The sequence below is a fragment of the Gimesia sp. genome (assembly GCF_048262075.1).
Taxonomy (GTDB): domain Bacteria; phylum Planctomycetota; class Planctomycetia; order Planctomycetales; family Planctomycetaceae; genus Gimesia.
Genome location: NZ_JBLXFK010000007.1, coordinates 224,419 through 246,959, shown reverse-complemented (window position 1 = coordinate 246,959; position 22,541 = coordinate 224,419). Strand labels below are relative to the sequence as shown.

13 protein-coding genes are annotated in these 22,541 nt (G+C 49.8%); 6 read left to right on the top strand and 7 right to left on the bottom strand.

Features of this window, described 5'->3' with window-relative positions:
- Positions 1 to 149: 149 nt before the first annotated feature.
- Together ACN0YH_RS15795 and ACN0YH_RS15790 are read right to left on the bottom strand one after the other, a co-directional pair.
- Positions 150 to 1,418 (bottom strand): DUF1501 domain-containing protein, encoded by a 1,269-nt coding sequence (locus ACN0YH_RS15795; protein ID WP_417380543.1) that lies wholly within the window; start codon positions 1,416 to 1,418, stop codon positions 150 to 152.
- A gap of 3 nt (positions 1,419 to 1,421) precedes the next feature.
- Positions 1,422 to 3,059, bottom strand: coding sequence for a DUF1549 domain-containing protein (locus tag ACN0YH_RS15790; RefSeq protein ID WP_417380542.1), 1,638 nt, complete (start codon positions 3,057 to 3,059; stop codon positions 1,422 to 1,424).
- A gap of 404 nt (positions 3,060 to 3,463) precedes the next feature.
- Here ACN0YH_RS15790 and ACN0YH_RS15785 point away from each other — a divergent pair, with 404 nt between their 5' ends.
- Both ACN0YH_RS15785 and ACN0YH_RS15780 read left to right on the top strand, forming a co-directional pair.
- On the top strand, positions 3,464 to 4,744 hold the full coding sequence (locus ACN0YH_RS15785) for a DUF4013 domain-containing protein (protein ID WP_417380541.1): 1,281 nt from the start codon (positions 3,464 to 3,466) through the stop codon (positions 4,742 to 4,744).
- Between the two features lie 399 nt (positions 4,745 to 5,143).
- Positions 5,144 to 7,255: an elongation factor G gene (locus ACN0YH_RS15780; protein WP_417380540.1), complete on the top strand. Its 2,112-nt coding sequence runs from the start codon at positions 5,144 to 5,146 to the stop codon at positions 7,253 to 7,255.
- 76 nt (positions 7,256 to 7,331) lie between these two features.
- Here ACN0YH_RS15780 and ACN0YH_RS15775 read toward each other — a convergent pair whose 3' ends face one another.
- Entirely contained in the window at positions 7,332 to 11,345 is a 4,014-nt protein-coding gene (locus ACN0YH_RS15775) for a hypothetical protein (RefSeq protein ID WP_417380539.1), read from the bottom strand.
- A gap of 620 nt (positions 11,346 to 11,965) precedes the next feature.
- Here ACN0YH_RS15775 and ACN0YH_RS15770 point away from each other — a divergent pair.
- The 3 genes from ACN0YH_RS15770 (at position 11,966) to ACN0YH_RS15760 (ending at position 16,842) form a co-directional block, all read left to right on the top strand.
- Positions 11,966 to 13,444: a MotA/TolQ/ExbB proton channel family protein gene (locus ACN0YH_RS15770; protein ID WP_417380538.1), complete on the top strand. Its 1,479-nt coding sequence runs from the start codon at positions 11,966 to 11,968 to the stop codon at positions 13,442 to 13,444.
- Between the two features lie 70 nt (positions 13,445 to 13,514).
- Positions 13,515 to 15,692, top strand: a complete 2,178-nt coding sequence (locus tag ACN0YH_RS15765; protein ID WP_417380537.1) for a hypothetical protein — start codon at positions 13,515 to 13,517, stop codon at positions 15,690 to 15,692.
- A gap of 1 nt (position 15,693) precedes the next feature.
- Positions 15,694 to 16,842, top strand: a complete 1,149-nt coding sequence (locus ACN0YH_RS15760) for a hypothetical protein (protein ID WP_417380536.1) — start codon at positions 15,694 to 15,696, stop codon at positions 16,840 to 16,842.
- A 19-nt stretch (positions 16,843 to 16,861) separates the two neighbouring features.
- On the opposite strand, the gene trxA is transcribed toward ACN0YH_RS15760, so the two are convergent.
- The 3 genes from trxA to ACN0YH_RS15745 all read right to left on the bottom strand — a co-directional run bounded on the left by trxA (position 16,862) and on the right by ACN0YH_RS15745 (position 19,182).
- Positions 16,862 to 17,725, bottom strand: coding sequence for a thioredoxin (trxA, locus tag ACN0YH_RS15755; RefSeq protein ID WP_417380535.1), 864 nt, complete (start codon positions 17,723 to 17,725; stop codon positions 16,862 to 16,864).
- A 61-nt stretch (positions 17,726 to 17,786) separates the two neighbouring features.
- Complete coding sequence (locus ACN0YH_RS15750) at positions 17,787 to 18,284, bottom strand: 6-pyruvoyl trahydropterin synthase family protein (RefSeq protein ID WP_417380534.1); 498 nt, start codon at positions 18,282 to 18,284, stop codon at positions 17,787 to 17,789.
- The gene (locus ACN0YH_RS15745) at positions 18,277 to 19,182 is read right to left on the bottom strand and encodes a triphosphoribosyl-dephospho-CoA synthase (RefSeq protein ID WP_417380533.1); all 906 of its coding nucleotides are present in this window, start codon (positions 19,180 to 19,182) and stop codon (positions 18,277 to 18,279) included. Before ACN0YH_RS15745 ends, ACN0YH_RS15750 begins: the two co-directional genes overlap by 8 nt.
- A gap of 164 nt (positions 19,183 to 19,346) precedes the next feature.
- Between ACN0YH_RS15745 and ACN0YH_RS15740 the strand changes: the two genes are divergently transcribed.
- Positions 19,347 to 20,258 carry a dihydrodipicolinate synthase family protein gene (locus ACN0YH_RS15740; RefSeq protein ID WP_417380532.1) on the top strand — a complete coding sequence of 304 codons (912 nt, stop codon included), beginning with the start codon at positions 19,347 to 19,349 and terminating at the stop codon, positions 20,256 to 20,258.
- A gap of 81 nt (positions 20,259 to 20,339) precedes the next feature.
- On the opposite strand, the gene fusA is transcribed toward ACN0YH_RS15740, so the two are convergent.
- A complete protein-coding gene (fusA, locus tag ACN0YH_RS15735; protein WP_417380531.1) occupies positions 20,340 to 22,484 on the bottom strand; it encodes an elongation factor G in 2,145 nt (714 codons plus the stop codon).
- Positions 22,485 to 22,541 lie beyond the last annotated feature (57 nt).

The following is a 22,541-nucleotide window of genomic DNA, read 5'->3' as shown; positions in this document are numbered from 1 at the left end:
TCAGCATCCAATGGATAGGAGGGAGGCAGGGTTCTAACAAATAAACAACGAATCCGGCGTCAGGTTTCGAACAGTTATTAAATTAGAAGGTTTTATGCTCGCAGGCAAGCAATTTTCCCTCAGCGGAGCTGATTTATCTCGCTCCGAAATCAGATCAGCCTGGAAATCGGGGTCCCGTCGCTGAGTGCCAGGGGCCGTCCAATGGGTGAAATGAGTTCTTTGGTATGGTCGATTTGCATTTTCTGCATGATCGTGGCATACAGGTCCTGGATACGAACGGGATCGACGGGTGTTTTTTCCTTGCCGGTTGGGTCAGTCTCACCCAGGACAATATCTCCTTTCAAGCCGCCTCCCCCGACGATACATGAAAAGCCGGTAGGCCAGTGATCGCGACCATCGAGTGGATTGATTTTTGGAGTTCTGCCAAATTCGCCTATACAGAGTACAATCGTCGAGTCCAGCAGGTCCCGTGACTTCAGATCCTGTAACAGGCTGGAAAATGCCGGGTCCAGAATCGCTGCCTGGGTCTGGTGCCCGGTATAGTTATTCGCATGACTGTCCCAGCCGCTAAGATTCACTTCAATGGAATGCACGCCTTGTTCAACCAGCCTGCGGGCAACCAGGCAACCCCGCCCGAAAGAAGAGTCGCCATAGGCTTTGCGGACTGCTTCAGGTTCTTTTTCAATTTCAAAAGCGTTGAGTTGTTCTGAGCTCATCATGGTCAGGGCGCGATCAATGGTCGACTGATGCAGTGTTTTCTGAGTCTGAATGGATCGCCTTTTTCGAAATGCCTGTGAGACGACACTCAGGTTTTCCAGACGTCGTTCCTGGCGAGGGGCACCGACGCCCGACCGCATGTTTCCAATATTTCGACCGGGATCTGGTACTCGGAAGGCATCCAGATGACCGCCCAGATATCCGCCTCGAGCGGGAAACTGTGTGTTCCCCATGGAAATATGCTGGGGAATTTCCAACTGTGAACTGGGGGCCTCATGGGTGATGATTGCACCCAGTGCAGGATAAACGGTTGTCGGTTCAGGGCGGTAACCGGTTTTAAGATATTTGGTCCCTCGTTCGTGGTCACCTTCTTTAGAGACCATAGAGCGGATCACGGACATCGAATCCAACTGCTCAGCCAGCAGGGGATACATATCGGAAATCTGCAGACCGGGGACAACTGTTTTGATCGCTTTGCCTGGCCCGCCAATGGCGGTTCCTGGATGCGGATCCCAGGTTTCCAACTGACTGGGGCCGCCCCCCATCCAGAGAATGATGACCGATTTCTGGCGTTCTTTTCCCCGTCGTTCTGCAGCCCTTAAATCGAATCCAGGCAGCATGAATGAGAGTGTACTTCCGACGGCGACTTTGCACAGATCGCGACGGCTGATTTTGCTGGAGAGCAGATGGGATTCAAACATGGTTCAATGGTTCCAGGAAAATTCAGGTGAATTATAAAGAGCCCAGTAGAGGTCTTCGGTAACTTTGACACGCTGCTGTTGATTTTTAGCTGACTGATACTGTTTCAGAAAATAATCGCGTTCCTCTGTAGTGGGCAGGCGGGTCAGGCAGACCAGGTAACAGGTCTCAATCCGCTTTTCCGCAGAGACGCCGAGTGAAGCAATGCGTCCAACAGAATTCAAAGGCGACGCGCTCCCGTTATCCTTAGCGAACTCGCCATTCATCCGCAGCAGGGCCTGAGGAATCGTGCCGGGAAAATCATTGAGTTCATCGCTTCCCAGGTCACCATATTCTTTGACGAAATTGAGTTCGGAGAAAAACCGTCGTCCCCGCATGATCAGATTGGAGTTCTGGTCAATGGTTTTCAGTGAAGAGGCCTGCAGCATCGCACCAATGATCTGTTCGGGACGCAAACGAACGAGTGGGAACAAAGCCCAGTTATAAGTGGCTGCATCGATTTGTTCGGCTGTTTCAAACTCGGACTCAGACGACAACTGGAACGGTTTGGATGCGACAATGATCTGGATCAACCGTTTGATGTCATATCCGTTTTCGCGGAAGTCCTGTCCCAGGATATCGAGCAGCCCCGGCGGAGACTGGGAAAGATCAGTGGGGGCCGGCAGATCATCAACGGGATCATAATAAGGAATACCAAACAATAGTCCCCATACTCGGTTGGCGGACGCCCGTTCAAAACGGCGGTTATCCGGATGAGTGACCCATTCTGCCAGTTGTTCTCGCAGGGTTCCCTCTGCGGGCAGGCATTCTTTCAGGAAGGGAACGCGGGGCGCTACTTCGCGTTGTTCCAGTGTCATGCGGTCTTCTACTTCGTATTTTAATTTCTCGTTCGAGCGTACGCCGAGCACCTGAATCTCTACCTGACCATAAAAAGCAGTCAGCCCTTCGAAGTCCGCCTGCTTCCAGTGATCAAAGGGATGATCGTGGCACTGGGCGCAGTCAATCCGCTGTCCTAAAAATGCGCGGACGGTACTACCGGTCAATTTGTTTCGGTCCAGGTTTCCATCAGCCACAGCAGAGGTAATGAAATTGGTTTCGGGGTCACCCGTCCAGAGCCCTTCACCTGAAATCAGTTTCCGCACGAGTTCATCATAGGGAGTGTTTTCCTGAATCTGGTCACTGAGCCAGGCTTTAAATCGATCGCGACGAAAAATGATAAACTGTCCCTGGGCAACGCCTACAAAAGCGCGGGTGAATCGTTCAGAGAAGTAGTCAGCAAAACGACGGTCGGCCAGCAGTTTTTGTGTCCAGCGTTCCAGGCGGTCGGCTCCCTGCATGTTTTCAAACTCACGAATTTCTTCAAGCGAAGGAATCGTACCATGCAAAGCCAGTGAAAGTCTTCTAAGCTGTGTCAGTTCAGAAACCCTTGAAGCCGGAGGGATCTCTTTCTCTGTCCATTGCTTTTCAAAAAACTGATCGACCTGTCGGATCGTATCAGTGAAAGAATCACTTTCAGCGACAGTCGGCAGAGGAGGAGCCTTGTCTACCGGACTGCTGGATGCCCAGGTAACCAAGGTGACAACCAGACCCACAACGCAGAGGGGCAGGCAGACAACTTTCCAGCGATGGGCATGGGGCTTCATAGGTTCATCTCGAAATGAGTTTAAACTTCCCTCAGAAAAACGGGAAGCATGAATCTTCTCTATTGTTAATCATACCAGACTGGGAATTCGAAAGTTTCATCGAAATCTTGAAACTATCGAGTTTTTTCTGAGTACCAGTATTACCGAAGCGAGGTTCTCCACGGTAATGCTTCTCGATTCGGTCAGGAAATTCTGTTATAAGTAGGACTTAGCTGGTCCCAGTGTGCAGACGTGATTTAACGGAGACTTGAAAAACCGTCTGGTAAGAGTCCTGGAACGATCTCAAAGGCATTGATCAGCTTCAGTGATTGACAGGTGTTACTTTGAAAACGCACGCTGATTCCGGGGATGTCATCGATCTTTCTGTGTCCCCCCGAATTCCTGATCATCAGAGGGAGCGGGTTGTGAATGAACATATGACACAACAGGCAGACTCTACCGACTCCAAAGTCGTGAGGGCAGATGCAGCTTCTGAAATCACTGATTTTTCAGATGAGTCAATTAACACGCAAGGCATCACCGCGGAGATTGAACAGTTCTACCCTGATGAAGTCGTGGGAAATATTCCCCCCTTTCCGCATCTGCTCCGGCATCCACTCAAAGCTGCCTTCTGGATGATCCGCATGGCATTTGGAATTGCCAGTCTGGTACTGTTTCTGGCTCTCATTGCCGCCGTCCCAATTGTCAACTTTATTGCGTTGGGATATTTATTGGATGTAGAAGGTCGCGTCGCGCGAACCGGTAAGATTCGTCTCGCGTTTCCTCTGCTGGATATCGCCCCTCGGCTGGGGATGATTGTGCTTGGTGTCGCTCTCTGGTTGATTCCCCTGTTTCTGCTGGCCGGAGCTGCCGCGGACGCGCATTTGATTGATCCCGGCGGGAGCAGTGATCGTAATCTGCATCTGATAAATCGACTGGTGGCGATTGCGATCTCGATACATCTCTGTCTGGCCTTAGCACGCGGAGGGACACTCTGGTGTTTCGTAAGGCCTCTCAAGAATGCAATCTGGCTCTATAGGCAGATCCGGGCGGGAGGCTATCTGGACCGGGCCGCTGCACATGTCAGTGAATTTATTTCCTCTCTGAAACTGGGGAAGAACTTTTCATTGGGACTGCGTGGATTCCTAGGGGCTTTAATCTGGTTGATTATTCCTTCGACCATGTTTGCTGCTGCCAGTTCACCGGAAGGAGGGCAGGGAGTTGCCGTAGCGGTGACCTTGCTGGGAGGGGTCAGTCTGGTGATCGTGCTGGGATGGTTACCGTTGCTCCAGGCACATTTTGCCGCAGAGAACCGTTTTCGTGCCATGTTCGAATTAGGGACCATCCGACGGAAATTCAAACGGTCTCCCCTGTCATGGATGTTCTCCCTGGTCATCGTGTATGTGCTCTCTCTTCCGCTCTACCTGTTTAAGGTAGCCGCTCTGCCACGCGATGCCATCTGGGGAATCACACTCATTTTTGTAGCGACGATTTATCCTACAAAAATCCTGCTGGGCTGGGTTTACCATCGGGCCTCTGCGAAGACCAGAAATGCCTGGTTTGGCTGGCGCTGGTTGAGTCGCACGATCATTCTGCCTCTGTTGGCTGTCTATGTATTCATACTGTTCTTTACACAGTTTATCGGCGTACATGGGAACCGGGTTCTGATGGAGCATCATCTGTTCCTGCTGCCGGTTCCATTTTGATGATCGACACAGATCTGGCAGTTAAATCATTCTGGTACGCGGTTTTGTGTCATTCGGATCAGCAATGCTACTCTGTTTTTCTGTAGTTCTGACGCTGTGGATTCTCGGGTACAAGATCAAATTTCAGAAAATCCTTTCGCCTTTTGAAAATCTCAACTATATGATTCTGTTAGAGGAGCAACAGGATAAAATAGAGATTAGACAACTTGCGATTCATCATCTACATCTACCCGTCGCTGAATTGATCCGGATTTCAGACCGGAGTCCGGTTTAAGGATATGCAGGGAAAATCTCATTTCCCGGCACACACGTTCGCATCATTTCATGGCTCAGCGTGTTGCCTTTAACGGAACGGAGGACAATTGCGCCTGGCCAATTTCTTGAAAGGCAGGACAAGCGATGAACGAATACAAGGTAGACGACGTTAGGAATGTGGTTTTGGTCGGCCACGGGGCTGTTGGCAAAACAACTGTAGCCGATCTAATGCTGTTTCAATCTGGTACCACCTCCCGCCTGGGTTCGGTTGATGATGGTACCAGTCTGCTGGATACGGATGAAGAAGAAATTGACCATCGGATTTCCATCGCTTCCACTCTGGTCCATTTTGATTACGGTGGACATCATATCAACCTGATTGACACCCCCGGCTATCCCGATTTCATCGGGCAGGTTTCCGGTGCATTACGTGCTGTCGAGACCGCCTTGATACTGTTAAATGCAGGCCACGGAGTCGAAATTAATGCCCTGCGTGTATCTAAAATGTCGCAGGAAGCCGGAATTGCCCGGATGATCGTGCTCAATAAATGTGATGCAGACAATATCAATTATGAAGCGCTCTTGAATTCAGTACGAGATACGTTTGGTTCTCAATGTATTCCCATCAACCTGCCTGTGGGGCTGGGAGCTGACTTCAAAGCCGTTTTTGATCTGGTAAAAAACAGGGCTGCCCCGGATCCCGACGTTCTCGGCGATCCCGAGGGAACCCGCCAGATGCTGATAGAAGCAATCGTTGAATCGAACGAAGCATTACTGGAACGCTTCTTTGAAGGTGAAGAGCTCAGTCCTGCTGAGTTATCCACCAACATCCCGAAAGCGATGGCTGCGGGTACATTGATCCCGGTCTTATTTATGAGTGCTAAAACAGGGGTCGGTGTTGCCGAGTTTATGGATGCGATGTCGAACTACACATTATGTCCTCAAGACATCCAGCGGATGGAACAGACAAAAGATGGTCGTTCCGTAATGCTCGATCCTTCACCCGATCAACCATTTGTCGCCCAGGTTATCAAAACCCGTATCGATCCCTTTATCTCAAAAATGAGTTATCTCCGTGTCTTTTCAGGAAAATTGAGTAAAGATTCATCAGTCGTCAATGTACGTACCGGGAAACCAGTTCGCATTAATCAGTTGCTGGATGTCCAGGGAGGCAAGCAGGAAGCTGTCGATGAAGTATCTGTTGGCGATATCTTTGCCGTTGCCAAGGTGGAAGATTTAAAACTGGGTGATACGCTGGCTGCCGATGCAAACGGGGATGGTCTGTCATTACCTGAAATCAAGTTTCCCCATCCCGTGGTCGGCCTGGCCGTCGAGCCCAAAAGTCAGAATGATCAGCAGAAGATTTCGGGGGCCCTGCATAAGATCGAAGAGGAAGACCAGACCTTCCATGTGATCCATGATGAGGAGACACATGAAATGGTCATGCAGGGAATGAGCGAACTGCATTTGAAGATCGTGCAGGAGCGATTGCTGCATCGAGACAAAGTGGAAGTCATCACGCATCTGCCGAAAATACCCTATCGGGAAACGATCATGGGAAGCGCTGAAGGGAGTTACCGACACAAAAAACAGTCGGGGGGAGCAGGTCAGTTCGCCGAAGTTCATCTCAAGATTTCGGCGATGCCCCATGACGTGAACCCGGAAGAATATTTTACCAAAAACAACTTTGATCATCTCAGGTCTTATCATTATGATCCCGAAATGAACTTTGCCTTTGTCGATCGTATCTCGGGAGGTTCCATTCCGAACCAGTTTATCCCTGCTGTCGAAAAAGGGGTGCTGGAGAAAATGAAACAGGGGGTAATCGCCGGTTGTCAGGTACAGGATCTGATCTGTGAAGTTTACTTCGGAAAAGATCACCCTGTGGATAGTAACGAGACCGCCTTCAAAATCGCAGGCAGTAAATGTTTTGCGGAACTGTTTGTGAAGTCGCGTCCCGTGTTGATGGAACCGATTGTGAAAATCGAAATTCTGATTCCGGAAGAGAATGTGGGAGATATCAGCAGTGATCTCTCCAGTCGCAGGGGCCGCATGGAAGGCATGGCTGTATCACCGGGCGGTTATGAAATCATTCAGGCTCGGGTTCCGCTGGCAGAAATTATGACCTATGCCCGAACGCTCTCCAGTTTAACGGGAGGCCGCGGCACTTATGATATTGAATTGAGCCATTATGAAATGATCCCCCCGAATGAACAGGGTAAAATCATTGAACTGCTCAATAAAGCCCGGGAATAGCAGGGGCGGGAACAGAGTCAATACCAGAGCGTACCTGCAGTGACAGGCTGTTGTTGCTGCAGGTTCTGGATACAGTCTATTTCTTTTTCTTCTTAGGGTGACTTAATGGCTGATTCCACATTTTCAACTGTTTTTTGATTTCATCGAGTGACATTGGTACGGGAGAAAGTTTGATCTGTGTTTCAATGTCATATTGTTCGTTGGTGACTTTTTCGTCCAGTCGATCAATCTCTTCTTCGATGTTTCGCATCCAGTCGGGAACATCAATGCCGGATCCAATGGTCGTTGCCAGGTAACGCTCGATTTCTTCCTGCAGGATCGAAAAGGCAACTGATTCTTCATTACCGTCGCGGGCATCATTCATGGCTCGAGGGACCAGGGCCAGCATCCGGTTGACCGCCAGCGGTTTGACAAACTGTTCATTCAGATGGTCGGAAATCAGAGGTAGATTGATTTTGTATTCCGATTCGGTCTGTTTCAGTTTTTTCAGATGTTTCTTAGCCATCTCTTCTGATCTGGTTTCGAAGACTGCTTCCCAGATCAAAGCAGACTCGTTTCTATCCTGCTGCGCCAGGACTTTATGGGCGATCAGGAGTGGCACCATTTTCCAGTCGTCACGCTCATAAGCGGCTTCGATCCGCAGGAAGTCGAGCAGGCAGTAAAACATTTCGCCATAATCAGACTGAGTCGTGGTACTGTTATACTCAACAAAGCGATCAAACTTATCGATGACAGATTCAAAGATGACCTTCAGGTTGGTCACCGCTTCTTCCATGTCGATATTACCTTCTTCCAGATCGGTAAGTAACGCCATAGGTTCTGCCGGATCCTGGTACTCCGCAAGATAATTCAGGTACTGTTCGATTCCGTTATGTAGAATCGTCCGCAAGTTGCCCAGTGTCAGATATTGTGCATGGAACAGGTCTGCTCCATAAAGTTCAATGAACTGTCGTACTTCCTGCCAGACAAAGTCCTGATTCAAGGCTTCTGCGCTGGAAAGTCGCATGGTACGACTGTGTTTTAACCATTGTTCCTGATATTTATTCACCAGCTTTTCAGCAATTTCAATCAGTTGCTTATCATCCAGTTGATCAGACTCCCAATCATGAGAGGAGCGAATGATGGCGGACAGGGAACTTCGTAATGCGGTGCGGAACAGGCGATCGAATTCACTGACGGCAATTCCCTCCGGCCGTGAACTGCGTTCCATGCGATAAGCGGTTTTCAAGAGCTGCCAGGTTTCCCGTAGCAGGCCCAGGCTGGGGAGCTGTGAAAGCAGGAAGCGGAGAATCATCTGTAGAGAACGTACTTTGAGAACGGTGTTCGGTTTGCCTCCCTGGTCAATAGGCGTATACAGCAGAGGGGTTTCTGCGATACTGCTCAGAAAGTGGGGGAACTCTTTTCTGACCAGTTCGATATCCCGTGTCAGTACTCCCCGGTAGATCGGAACCAGCAGACTTTCGTTTTCAGAAAGTTCTCCTTCTGCCTTGGCGGGAGGGATTGTTGAAAGCAGCATCAGGCGTGCAGAACGACAGTTAACAGTCGTAATGATGATGGCATGCATCAGGTAGAACTTGGTCTGCATTTGCAGATCATATTCAATATTCGAATCGTGATCGCCACTCGGCTTGGGAATCTGATAGTTCCAGATCGAGTTCAGGAGCACGACCAGTTCCTGTTGCAGATGTTCGGTATGACGAATCCAGCCTGCAATGGAATGCAGCGTGTCCTCATTTAATACACTGGCAGCTTTCTCACCCTTGTTCGCGTCACCAGTATTTTCCGTCTGGCTGATTTCTGCTTCGCTGTAAAATGCGGCTGATAATTGCCAGAGTTGTGAAAGCGTATTTAAAAACTTCAAACGCGGTTCGAGTTGTCGGTTGATTGATTCGATTTCAGAATTACTGGGTGAAAAGCCCGAGTCCATCATTTCCCCCTGGACCCCATCATCGGCACTGTCACGAAATGTCACATCTTCATAGGCGGCGTTGAACAGCGAGTCTTCTTCGTCGGGTTCAGCCGACTCGATATCAAATGGATCTTCAATTTCTTTTTCAGGGACCGGGAGGACCGCGTCAAAATTGGGGACCGACCAGTAGTCGGCGGCATTTACTTCCAGGTAGTCGAACATTTTACGGATGGAAATGCTGTTCGTATTGAAGAATTCCGGTTCGATCTCCGAGGTCAGTTGTCGCATCCATTGCAGTAGTACAGAATGGATCGAGTAGGGACCGGACTCAAGACCGGTCTGGTCTACCTGACTCAACCATTGCATAATCAGCCCGATGGCAGCGACATGGTCCTGCTTCTGCAGCAAAGCGTCGACCGTCAACGCGTACGCTTTTGCAGACTCAAACCGGTCGACATGCTGTCGCCAGAACGAGATATCGCCGACGGCTTCTCCGCCTTTTTTCCACTCCGTCAAAATTTGCGAAACATGCGCCGCCGATTCGAAAGAATCCTGGCCATTGACGTGAGGCAGATCTTCTACCGTCGTCGTGGCGTAACGATCCCATGTTTCTGCCAGTTTCTGGAAGCGATGAGAAATTTCCAGTTTCAGCTGGTCGTTTCCCTGTGCAGCCGCCTCACTGAGAGTGGCTGAGTAAGCTGAAAACATTTCTTCCATCAGGTCCAGCAGGACTTCACTCCGCTGATCGGGAATACTGTCTTCTCGTGAGATAAACAGGGGAAATAAACCCTGGAATCCCAGAATGTTCCAGGGATCGATCAGGGCACCACATTCGATGCCCCGGGTCAGGTGATCTTCAATTTCCGGAATCAGTTTCCACGCCTGTTCCAGTTCGTAGCGTTCCAGGTGCAGATGCACCAGGGTGATTCTCCATTGGATTTCGCATTCAAACCGAACTGAAGTGCAGGGGATCACAGCAGCTTCGCAGCGGGCAGCGACAGAAAAACCCATCCGCGCATAAATGCGAGACAGTTGTCGGTGCTGGACCTGCTGGGCGCCATAACGTGCCAGATGCAGATTCAGATAATGACGAATGTGTCCAAAGGGCTGTTGCGACTGTTTGGCTTCTTTACGCAGTCGTTCTGCCCGCGGCCCACTGGCTGAAGCCAGCAGGCGGTTATAATAGTCATCTCGCTGACGGGCCACTTTGGGGAGCAGTGATGTCAGGCTGATATCGCTGGCGTGTGTGTCAGGCCCTGAACCGCTGATCGACGAGGCCATCAGCATCGTACCACTCAGTACAGCGGCAGCGTCTTCCAGTCGTTCCTGCAGTGGAATTTCCTTGTGTTCATCAATCCAGGCCAGCAGAGAGTCGAGGATCAGGCGGCGGATGACGAAGCGGCGATAATAACCCTGGTTGTCGATAATGTGCGGGTCCCATTCGCCAAACATATAGTTCGTGCGTTTGTTGACCGGATGCAGATGATCATGAGCCCGCAGATCGATGGCAATTTCGTCCATTCGTTCCAGGCGGAAGTGTGCCTGATGCAGCAGGTCTTCAGGGGTCGCCTGGAGAGTCTTGATGGTTTGTTCAATTAGCTTCTGATACACACCACAGGCGACGCCACTATCACGAAAGTAGACTGGCAGAGGCCGGAACTTTTCATGCGGGTAAACCTGCATCTGACGACCGTTTTCCAGTACAGCCACCGGACGAAAACCGACAAAATCATTTAGCCTGTCAATTACCGCAGAAACAATGCGGTCTGTTTCTGACCAGGGGCCACTCTGTTCCAGCAACGATTCAAACAGAACTGCCAGAAAATATGGTTGCAGAAATTCTCGTTCGCAGATGTGAAACAGCAGATCCCGATGATGTGCCCTGTAACGGGGCAGACATTCCTGCAGGGCGAGGCGAATCACATTTTCCGCCTGCGTAATTTCCTGAAATGCTCCCGAGGTGCCTTTTAGTTCTTTAAGATAAATACTCAGCAGTCGTTCCAGGGTTTCCGCTGAAGGTCGTTCATCCAGATCGGAAAAAAGTTGGTTCCAGTTAAATCGGAACTTGGGGTCCGGTTTGCCATTTGAGAAATTCAGATAGCCTAAAATTTCCCGGATGATGTGTTGATCGACGGCAGGTAGTGGAGTCTCGCCTGATTGTTGATTACTCGATACTGTCATATTAGTAAACGTAGATGGATGGATCTAATTCGGGATAAACGGGAATTCATTCTGCTCGTCAGCAGTAAAACAGGCTGTTTCGCTCATGAACAGTCTAAAAGGACTGAAACCCGGAATCTATTATGCTTTTTCAATGCCGCGCGTCAATTCCATGCATGGATGTCTGTTTCTAACTGGTGCCATCAGTGGGGTTTATTGGTTTGCTAAAATATAACTGAGCGTGCATGGATTCTCTGGTTTCAATTAGTGTTCTCATGGACATTTTCGAATACTTTTTGCTTCTGATTCCGGCTGCCAACTTTTACTCAACTCAGAAGTCAGAGTATGACGATTATAACGAATGTGCGTATTGCTCAAGTGAGCTTTCGTTGCGTGTCTGTGGTTTAACGCGATCAAGTTAAACTTCAGTCAACCAGTTTGTTCAGGCAGTTGCCCGGATTCAAGGAGTGTTGGCTCTACAAATTCCAGGCATTGGGAGTGTCAGGCACAGACAACTGGTCAGACTTAAAGCATGTGCATGCAATTTCGATGATAACGGTTTCCCTGCAAGACTCAGACTTTATGTTGAGGAAACTCTGGCGACAAACCTGAATTCAGGCCTAAAGGATGTGGATAGACAGATGGAACACTTGGAATCCCTGCCGGAAAGTGAAACAGAAGACCATTTCTTGAACTGGTCGAAAACGATCTTGAAATCCCCTCTCTTCTGGGGATTGGCTGCCACATTTGGGTTTTATGCCCTTATTCCCTATCTGCCGGTCTATCGTTCTTTGATCGATCGTTATTTTTGCAGTCACCCGCTGGAGTACGCTACGGCAGGCCTGTTCTTCATCGGTATGGCAATTATCGGTGTGAAAGGCATGGGGATGCTCAGTCAGAAGAAATCGTTGTCAGAAACGAAAATTGACTGGGAAACGATCGGTGAAATTGAGAAACTCAACGATCGAATTGATGTGTTTTCAGAGCAGGTGGACTCGCTTTCCAGCTGGATCGGCGAGACCTATCTGGGCAAGCGATTGAAAGATACGGTTTCCTATGTGAAGGGACGTCGTTCGGTCCAGGACCTGGATGAACATCTTAAATATCTGGCCGAGCTGGCTTCCGAGCAGATGCACGCCAGTTATTCTTTGATCCGTACAATTACCTGGGCTGTTCCGATCATCGGGTTCCTGGGAACTGTGATCGGGATTACCATTGCGATTGCCAATGTGACCCCCGATCAGTTAGACACGTCTCTCTCCGAAGTGACTGGTGGCCTGGCGGTTGCCTTTGATACCACTGCACTCGCGCTGGGGTTATCACTGATTCTCGTGTTTTCCACTTTTATTGTGGAACGGATGGAGCAAAAGCAGCTTGAGCAGATTGAGCTCTTCGGGATTGAGAATATTGCTTCCTGCCTGAGTGTATCAGAAAGTTCACTGAGCCCGCTGGAATCAGCTGAAGCCGAAGCTGCTCAGGAACTGGTACTACGGACCGAAGAAATGATTTTACGGCAGACTGATCTCTGGCAACAGAGTCTGGAAGGACTACGCGGTCGCTGGTCCGAAATGATGGAACGGCAGCAGTCAAACTTTGATCATAGCCTGCAGGAAGGAATGACAAATACATTGGGAAGTCATTCTTCACAATTAGAATCATTACGGAATGAATTTTTGACCGCTTACCAGACGACGACCGAACAGATTGAGCTGATGTTAACCCGCTGGCAGGAAAAACAGAAAGAATCAAATTCGACCTTTTCGACTCACCTGGCCCAGATCTGGAATGAAGTACATCAGGATGTGATTTCGGCGCAGTCTCGACAGACTTCGCAGATTGAGCTGGCAACAAAAGAAATCGCCGGCGAGGTCAGACAGTGGAATCAACAACTGAAAGACACTTCAGAAGTTTCTACTCTGCAGATCGAAGCTCTGAATTCACAAAGCGAAAATTTATTGAAAATTGTTGGTCAGGAAGAGCACCTGGTAGGTCTGCAGAAACGGCTGGCTGAAAATCTGGATGCGATTCGAGCCACCGAGACCTTTGAAGAAACTCTGCATAGCCTGAGTGCGGCTGTGCACTTACTCACCGCCCGCTCAAATCGAAATCACGCTGCCTGAAAGTAGTAAATACAGAGGTTGTGATTCTCAACTATTCAATTCTGAACGAATTTAATTCGCGGTTTTTTCCATGAGCAGACAAGGTAAGGAAGCACGTTCGGTATCGCTATTTCCCTTCTTAGCGGTCCTCATTTGTGCGATGGGTGCTTTGATTTTCCTGCTGGTCGTCACCACCCGCCGGATTCGCCACCAGGCAGTCCTGCAGGTGCAGAAGGTCATTGTGGAAGAAGTCGTCGAAGACGATTATTTTCCTCCCGTCATTTTCTCTTCAGAAATTGAGGAGCCCGCGACTGCTGCCCCGATTGTCGTTCAGGTTGAAGAGCCGGAAGTCGTTCCGGAACCTGCGCCTCAAGTAATCAATCTGGCGTTAGAGCATGAGGCAAAATTGAAAGCGCTCTTCCTGCAGAGATCGCGTAAGCTGGAAGACCTGAAGGCACAAAACCTGAAGCTGGTCCGACTGAAAAATGAGCTGAACCAGTCGGAAGATCAGTTGAAACAGAGTGAACAGCAGGTTCTGTCTCTGAATCAGAAAGACAAAGAACTGAATCAGAAAATGAATGCACTCCAGAAGCAGAAAGCGCGTATCGCCGAAATGCTTCAGGAAGAATTACAGAATTTACAGGACAAAAAACAGTCACAGAAAACCGCGCGCAGTAAATATTCGGTTATTCCTTACGACGGTCAGACTGGGACGGCTAAACGTCCTGTTTTAATTGAATGTACCGACCAGGGGCTAACCTTTCTGCCAGAGGGAATTACCTTGACGCCTGAAGACCTGAAGGAGTTTACGCCTGGATACAATCCGCTACTGGCAGGAACCCAGGCATTATTTCAGTATTGGAAAGCCAAGGACCAGGGGACAGGGAAAGAACCGTACGTGTTAATCCTGGTCAGACCCAGTGGTAGTGTGGGTTATTATGTTGCCCGCAAATTATTGAATAATCTGGAACTGGATTCTGGTTATGAGCTGATTGATGCCGACTGGGAATTTGCTTTGCCCGACAAAGACTCCCGGGCGGAGCAAATCTGCCAGGAAGCCATTGATCGTGTTTTAAGTGAGCGAAAGCATCTGGTTTCTCAATTAAACCAGAATCAACAGGGAGCAAGTGAGAGACGTCTGCAGTTTGATGCGCGAACAGGCATGGTGCGGGTCATTGAACCGGAAGAAGGCTCCAGTCGTGGCAGAGGGGGATCCAGAGGCTCGGAACAACTCGCAAGAGGCAGGAACGGTTCTGGCGGATCACGATTCAGCGATGTTTTAACACCACGCCAGCAGATGGCACGGGCCGAGCATTTATCAAAAGTGGCAGACCAGCAACATATTGTGCCACAGGGGAGAGGCGGCCATACCGGTGCAGAACCTCGCGGGCTCTATTCCGGTACCACATCGGGTGGTGGAAAGATTGATGACAAAGCATTCGCGAATCTTCCCGGCAGTCGTCCGGGAGCAGAGGTCTATAACATTGAAGATTTAAAAGGCCCTTACAGTGGCAGTGAAGGGGCAGGCCCGGGGGTTAAGCAGGCTAAGGTGATTGGCCGAGATCAGTTGAAAGAAATGGCCAGACAACATCTGGTAGAACTGGATGGCACGCAGTCCACAAAGACTGCCGAGGGAGAAGAGAAGCAGGGACAATCTGAATCACAAAATGAAACGCAAGCGGCAATGGCTCAGAACCGAGTGATCGAAAATCCATTCCTGAAAGAGGGGACTCAGACAGGAAACAGTGCGACTCAACAGCAGACGGCAAGCGCAGATGCAATCCCACCGAATCCATTTCCGCGGACACCAGGTCAATCAGCTCGAGGGGCCGGAAACGCCAGTTCGATATCGCTGCATCGGTCTCACAAATCAGCAGCCCAGTCAGACAGGGATTCGCAGAATCGGCAGTGGGGCCCTCCTCAATCAAGATCCGGCATCGGCTTTGAGCGTGAGATTACTGTTCAAATAGGAGCAGACAGGATCATCGTGGGAGACGAGAAGGTGATAGCCTTGGACCAGGGGGTCACTCAGGAAAAACTGTCACAGTCCATGATGGTTGTTATGGATCAATATGTCACTTCCTGGGGACCAGCTCCCAAAGGTTTTTACTGGGTTCCCACCCTGCAGTTTACGATTAGTCCGGGAGGGAACCAGTATTATGAACGGTTAAAATCCTCGGCGCAGAAAATGGGGCTTCAGACCGAAGCCAAATACACACTGGATCCGCTTCCGGGTTCTTCCTCCCTCTCAACTGTGAAGGAGCAATAAAATGAGCCGCCGTGCAACACAGGGAGAAGCAGGATTCGGGTCAGATTCGTTTCTGGACATCGTGGCCAATATCGTTGGGATTCTCATTATTCTGATTGTGATTGCTGGTATCAAGATGAGCCAGGCACCCGTGATGGTGGCTGAGAATCAGGAAATAATTCCTCCCCAACCGGAAATTATTGATCAGGATCTGGAAGCATTTCTGCCTAAAATCGTACCAGAGCCACCACCGGTTCCGGTATTGGCTTTGGAACCGCAGGAGCCCAAACCATTTGTGCCTCAGAAACCAAAAATTATCTATCAGCAACCCTCGCAGGAACTGCTGGATGAAGTCCGGAAGATGGAGCAGGAGCTGTCACGGCTGGATCAGTTGATGCAGAGTCGGAAAGCGGGAGCTGCAGAAATTAAGCTAAAGAAGCAGGAAATCAGTGGTAAAGTACTGTCGATGGTTTCTCAAGTCAATCAAAAGAGCGATCGCCTGGAGCAGGAATATCGGCAGTTGTTGAGTCTGGTTGATACGACCAAAGAGACCAGGGAGCAACTGGAACGCGTCGTCGCGCAGTCCCGAAAGGTTTCCGAACCACAGGAACAGATTAAGGAGTTGAAGCATCGTTTAACCCCGGTCAGTCAACTTGTCACTGATAAAGAGTGGCACTTTCTGCTTTCGGAGAATCGGGTCTCTTATGTACCGATCAATGAGTTGCTGATGGAACTGAAAGACCAGGTGATGAAACGCGGGAGCTGGCTGGCGAAATACCGGGAACATCACGGGAAGGTGGGGCCTTTTCGCGGCTATACGATGGACTACATTGTAGAACGTCAGGCCTTATCCGCTCTGGATCAATTGAGTAACGGCGGCAGTGGTGGATTCCGCGTCGGAGTCTCTAAGTGGGAAATCAGTCGCAGTGATGATATCGCTGGTGAGGATCTGGCGCAGGCGATGCAGAATAACTCTGAATTTTTCCAGGCGATCACTGAGATCGGCACCGGATCCACTCTCACCTTCTGGGTATATCCAGACAGCTTTGAGTTATACCGCAGTTTGCAGAAACACGCCCATTCGCTGGGGTACCAGGTGGCAGGACGACCGTTGCCTTTTGGCGTTCCTATTGCCGGTTCTCCAGCTGGTACCCGGTCAGCCGGGCAGTAACGATAGCTGACAAGTCAGGCTAATACAGTAACGTTGCCAGTCTACGGCGGTACGTACTCACCAGAGCAGATTGAGGGCCCAGAACATCAAAAATCCGCAGCATGGTCGCTTTGGCTTCCACTCCTGCTCCGGCTTTATCCTGTTCAATAATGGACAGGCAGATTTCCAACGCTTCCTCATGCTTGTTGGAAATTGCCAAAGCATCAGCAAGTCCGATCTTCAATGCTGTATTTTCTGGATCGGCATCGAGCGCTGAACGAGCGGCTTCGACGCCCCCTGCTTCTTCTGCAGCTGCCTGCAGTTCGAGCTGCGATTTGATCTGTTCTGCTTCCGGCTCCAGAAATCCTCGTTTCTCCAGTTCCTGAATGATGTGTGAGCTTTCATCAAAGCGTGACTGTTTTGCCAGAACTGCAGCCATACGCACTTTGATGACATCATTGGTCGGTTCCAGCTCAGCGGCTTCTTTGTACTTTGCTTCCGCGGAGACCAGATCAGAGTCTTCCAGAATCTGCCCTTCCTGCAGTAACATGTCTACCGGTGAAGGCAACAGATTGGAAATCCATTCTCGCAATGACTCTTCCGGGAGGATTCCCTGGAATTGGTCGACAGGCTGTCCGTTTGCAAATGCGACCACCATGGGAATGGATTGCACACGAAACGCTGCTGCCAGATTCTGCTGTTCATCGATATTTATTTTGGCGAGTATAAATTTTCCCTGATACTCATCCACAAGCTGGTCCAGCAGTGGTGCCAGCTGTTGGCAGGGGCCACACCAGGGAGCCCAGAAATCGATAATTATAGGGATCTGTTCGGACTTTTGAATCACCGCGGTTTCAAAGTTTTCTTCGGTAATATCAATGGTCCAGGCTGAGTTTGCTGACATTGTTTCGTTCCTTGACTCGTTTATGCTTGGATGTGCCAGTGCGTTGACTGGATTATGGGTATTATGAGACAGGCAGTTTACAGATAGCCCACTGTCCGAAATTTTCTTCTACTTCGATCTGCACCGCTTCAATCTGATTTGCAGTATTGGATCCTATCACAGCCAGCAGCTGCTGGCCAATCCAGTGTGCGATCAATTCCGCTGTCGTATTTTCCACTGGGAGTAAAATACAGTCTTCGCGGGGAAAGATCCAACGGCGGTTTTCAAACGTCACTTCGACTTCCTGGTCCTGCTCCCTGACCTGGATCTTCTGATGTAAAGTCGGCAGCAGGACTCGATGGTCAAGTGCATCAACTGATTTCTGCAACTGGTCGCGGAGCGCGATGAAGTCAAACACGTAGCCATTTTCATCCAGGGGGCCGGATAGTTCAGCAGCGACGCGCCAATTGTGGCCGTGTAACCTTTCACAGATGTTGCCGTTAAATGTGATGAAGTGTGCTGCACTGAAAACCAGATGATCTTTGGTGACACGCACCTGATATCGGGCGAATTTATTCATGTTGGTACTTTGAATTCAGGAACTGATGAAATTGCGGGGGAATCTTTTCGAGTATTGTACCGCCAGCAGGGGCAGGAATGAAACCATCCCGCAGTGCGACAAAGAGCGTCGCCACAATCAGGTCCGCTGTTGTGCCGGGATTTCGCTGGTTTCCCTCTGCGCGCAGCCAGGAATCAAATTCTTCAAGATGAACTGTTCCCGCTTTTGACTGCAGTACAGATCGGGCGCGACGGGCTGCTTTTTCTGCTTCTGCACGGCCCAGTTTTCGGGCAATTAATGTATCGGGAAACTCAGACATCAGTCGAAGTTGCAAGTGGATGATGGCGGATTCCCAACAGCCTGTCTGATTCCAGTATTCAGAAATCGCGGGGACGCCGGTCTTCAGAATGATCTGAAAGTCAGTGGTGTATTCGCGGGCAATCAAGTCCCGTTCCGCAGCGAGGCTCATGACGTCGCGCAGAGTTTCCGTTGGTTCCAGCGCGATATCTTCGGCTTCTGTTGTCCCCATTCCTCCGGGGTTTGCAAGTCGGATTGCCTCGTATACAGCACGTGCATCTTCAACTGACAACTCATGTAAAACGGTGTGGATTCCTTCAGTGACTTTTAATTTTGCAGGAATTCGCGTCAGGGGAGCCAACAGCAAAACCATCCCCAGATTGGAATTACTGGTCACTGCTTTTTGTGTTTCTCTAATACAGGAAAGAACAAGTTCCCCCGTGGTTTGTTCTGTAGATTGAGCCAGCAGGGGAGCGATGACCGCTGCCGATTTTAGAAAATCGGCGTAGCTCAAATCAGGGAAAGAAGCCTCTGGGTGGACGTTTCCCGGCTTTCGGGCAGTTGCTTCCATCATACATGCCAGATAGCACCAATATTCGAGTTGCTGTTTATTTTGACTCATGAGCCCCGGTTAGATTGATGGTCGCCAGCAATCTGCGTACAACAGTATGTAAAGAGTCTTAAGTATTCTGTTGAGATTCCGCGTCGTGGTTTCATTCTGCAGGATGAATCCAGAGAAATGAAGTCTCTGGTCCCCCGATCTTCCCAGGTAACAGGAATTGTTTCATGAGTCCCTCCCTCAAACGTCAACAGTTGCAAACCGTGCATATTGTGCCGCTGACTGCATTTGATCAGAACGATCAGATCAATCTGGATCAGCAGGCTGCTCATACCCAAAATTTATTTGATGCAGGAATGCGTGTCTATTTGCCGGGAGCAGGAACGAGTGAGTTTCATAGCCTGTCACCTGAAGAAATTGTCCAACTGGTGAAAATCACGCGCGAAGTGACTGGTCCGGAGACACTGATTTTTGCTCCAATCGGCTACCAGGTGAACGTCGCCCGCCAGACGGCCATTGACTGTATTAAAGCGGGAGCAACCGGAATCATGTTTATGCCGTTCGCACATCCCTATATGAGCGATCGGGGAGCGGAGGAATATTATTTGACTGTGATGGATGCTGTCGACTGTCCGACGTTGTTCTATAAAAAAGCGGAAATCCCCAGTGATGAATTGCTGTTAAAACTGGCCTCCGATTCCCGTTCCGTAGGCGTGAAGTACTCGGTGAATCAGATGCATCAGTTTCGTACGACTGTAAATGCAGACTCAGATGGACTGGAATGGATTTGTGGATCGGCAGAACGCTTTGCGCCCTATTATATGCTGGCAGGTTCGGGGGGATTCACCAGTGGTGCAGGCAATGTCTGCCCGCGGCTTTCACTGGCGATGCATGCTGCTTTCCACGCCGGGAAATATGAGGAAGGTATGCGAATCCAGCAGCAGATTCTTCCCATTGAAGATTACCGGGCTCGCGCCGGTGACAGTTTCAATATCAGCATGCTGAAGTATGCGATTACACTCACGGGGGCCGACTTTGGACCGCCACGGGCGCCACAGCGAACACTGACGGGAGAGCAGGAAGCTGAGATTCGTCAGCTGATGGAACCAATCCTGGCCGCAGAAGCCGAACTCGCCTGATGATGACCTGTTCTGCAGATTACTTGATACAATAAAAAAAGCCCCGTTTCGTAAAACGGGGCTTTTTCTTTGTATTTAAAACTAGGCAGTTGCCATACGTTCTTCTTTTTCTTTCAGGCGACGTGCTACGACTTCTTCCTGAATGTTTCGAGGCACCTGAGCGTATCGGGAGAATTCCATGCTGAATCCGCCTTTACCCTGTGTCATCGAACGCAGTTCATTGGCGTAGTCAAACATACTTGCCAGTGGGACTTCCGCGATGAAAGTACTGGTTCCCATACGGGTTTCAGAGGTATTGATTACACCGCGTTTTTGTGCAATATGACCGGAGACAGGCCCCTGATATTCTTCAGGAACTTCCACTTCCAGTTTCATGATGGGTTCCAGAAGAGCCATGTTAGACTTCTTCAGGGCATCACGCATACAGTTGAAACCGGCAACGTTGAAGGCCATTTCCGATGAGTCGACATCGTGGTAGGAACCATCAGACAGTGTGGCTTTCACGCCGACCACTTCACATTCGCAAAGCGGCCCTTTGACCAGAGCACGCTGGAAGCCTTTGTCGACAGCAGGAATGTATTCACGGGGAATACGACCCTGGCTGATGTCGTTTACAAACTCATATGTTTCACTATCGTTTTCAACCGACATTGGCTCAATCTTACCAACCACATGAGCGTACTGACCGGAACCACCAGTCTGTTTTTTGTGCTTGTGGTTGTATTCGACAGGAATTGTCGGGGTTTCACGGTAGGCCACACGTGGTTCACCAATAATACACTCTACTTTGTATTCACGCTTGATGCGTTCAATGTAAACGTCAAGATGTAACTGACCCATACCAGCAATGATGGTCTGATTGGTTTCATCATCTGTCATCACGTGAAAAGTGGGGTCTTCACGGTTGAAGCGTTGAATAGCTTTGGCCAGACGGTCTGCACCATCCCGGTCGAGCGGTTCGATTGAAAGACGAATCACAGGCTCAGGAACAAAGATACTTTCCAGAGCAAAGTTGACGTCACCACTACAGAATGTATCCCCAGAGGCACACTCCATACCGACGGCAGCGATAATATCACCGGCTTCGCCACAGTCGACATCTTCACGACTGTCTGCGTGCATTCGGACCAGGCGACCGAAGCGGGTGGAATTCCCCGTTCGTGTATTGATGTAACTTTGCCCTTTTTCAAGCTTACCCTGGTAGATACGCATGTAGGTCAATTGTCCGAATGTTTCATCAACAATTTTAAACGCCATGGAGACGAGAGGCTTGTCTGAAGAGTGCGACAGTTTTGTACGGAATGTGTCGCTGCTGGTATCTTCGGCACCTTCTTTGATGGCCTTCTGCTGTGCATCCAGGTCGATCGCAGTAATTTCGCGGTCCAGCGGGCTGGGCAGGTAGCGAACGACTGCGTCCAGCAGGGTCTGCACTCCTTTATTTTTGAAAGCAGTTCCCATCATGACTGGAGTGATTTCGTGAGAGAGCGTGGCTTCACGAATGACCTTGTAGATGTCTTCTACAGGCACATCAGCTTCTTCCAGTAAAGCGACCATCAGGTCATCGCTGAACATGGACAGTGTTTCCAGCATGTTAGCGCGGGCTTCTTCAGCGCCAGCTTTGAACTGTTCTGGAATTTCTCCGAAGACTTCGGTTTCACCCTGCTCACCAGTGTATGTAACGGCCTGCATGGTAACCAGGTCAACCACACCTTCGAAATGAGCCCCTTCGCCCATTGGAATCTGCAACGGTAATGGGACCACATGCAGTTTGTCTGCAATCTGTTTGATTACGCTGGCGGAGTCGGCACCGGTGCGGTCCATCTTGTTGATGAAGGCAATACGGGGAACGCCATAACGTTTCATCTGGCGGTCAACGGTCAGAGACTGGCTCTGAACTCCACCCACTGAGCAGAGGACAAGAACAGCACCGTCAAGCACGCGGAGACTACGTTCTACTTCTACGGTAAAGTCAACGTGGCCTGGAGTATCGATAATGTTGATCGTGGTGTCTTTCCACTGCACCTGAGTGGCAGCAGAAGCGATGGTAATTCCGCGCTCGCGTTCCAGATCCATACTATCCATCGTAGCGCCACCATCGCCGCCTCGAACTTCACGTACTTTGTGAATTCGACCTGAGTAGTACAGGACTCGTTCGGTAAGTGTCGTTTTACCAGAGTCGATGTGAGCCGAAATTCCAATGTTTCGATACTTTTCCAGATTTTTCATGGCTTTAATGCACGTTTACTAAGGATAATATGTGATGGATACAAATCGAACGGCAAC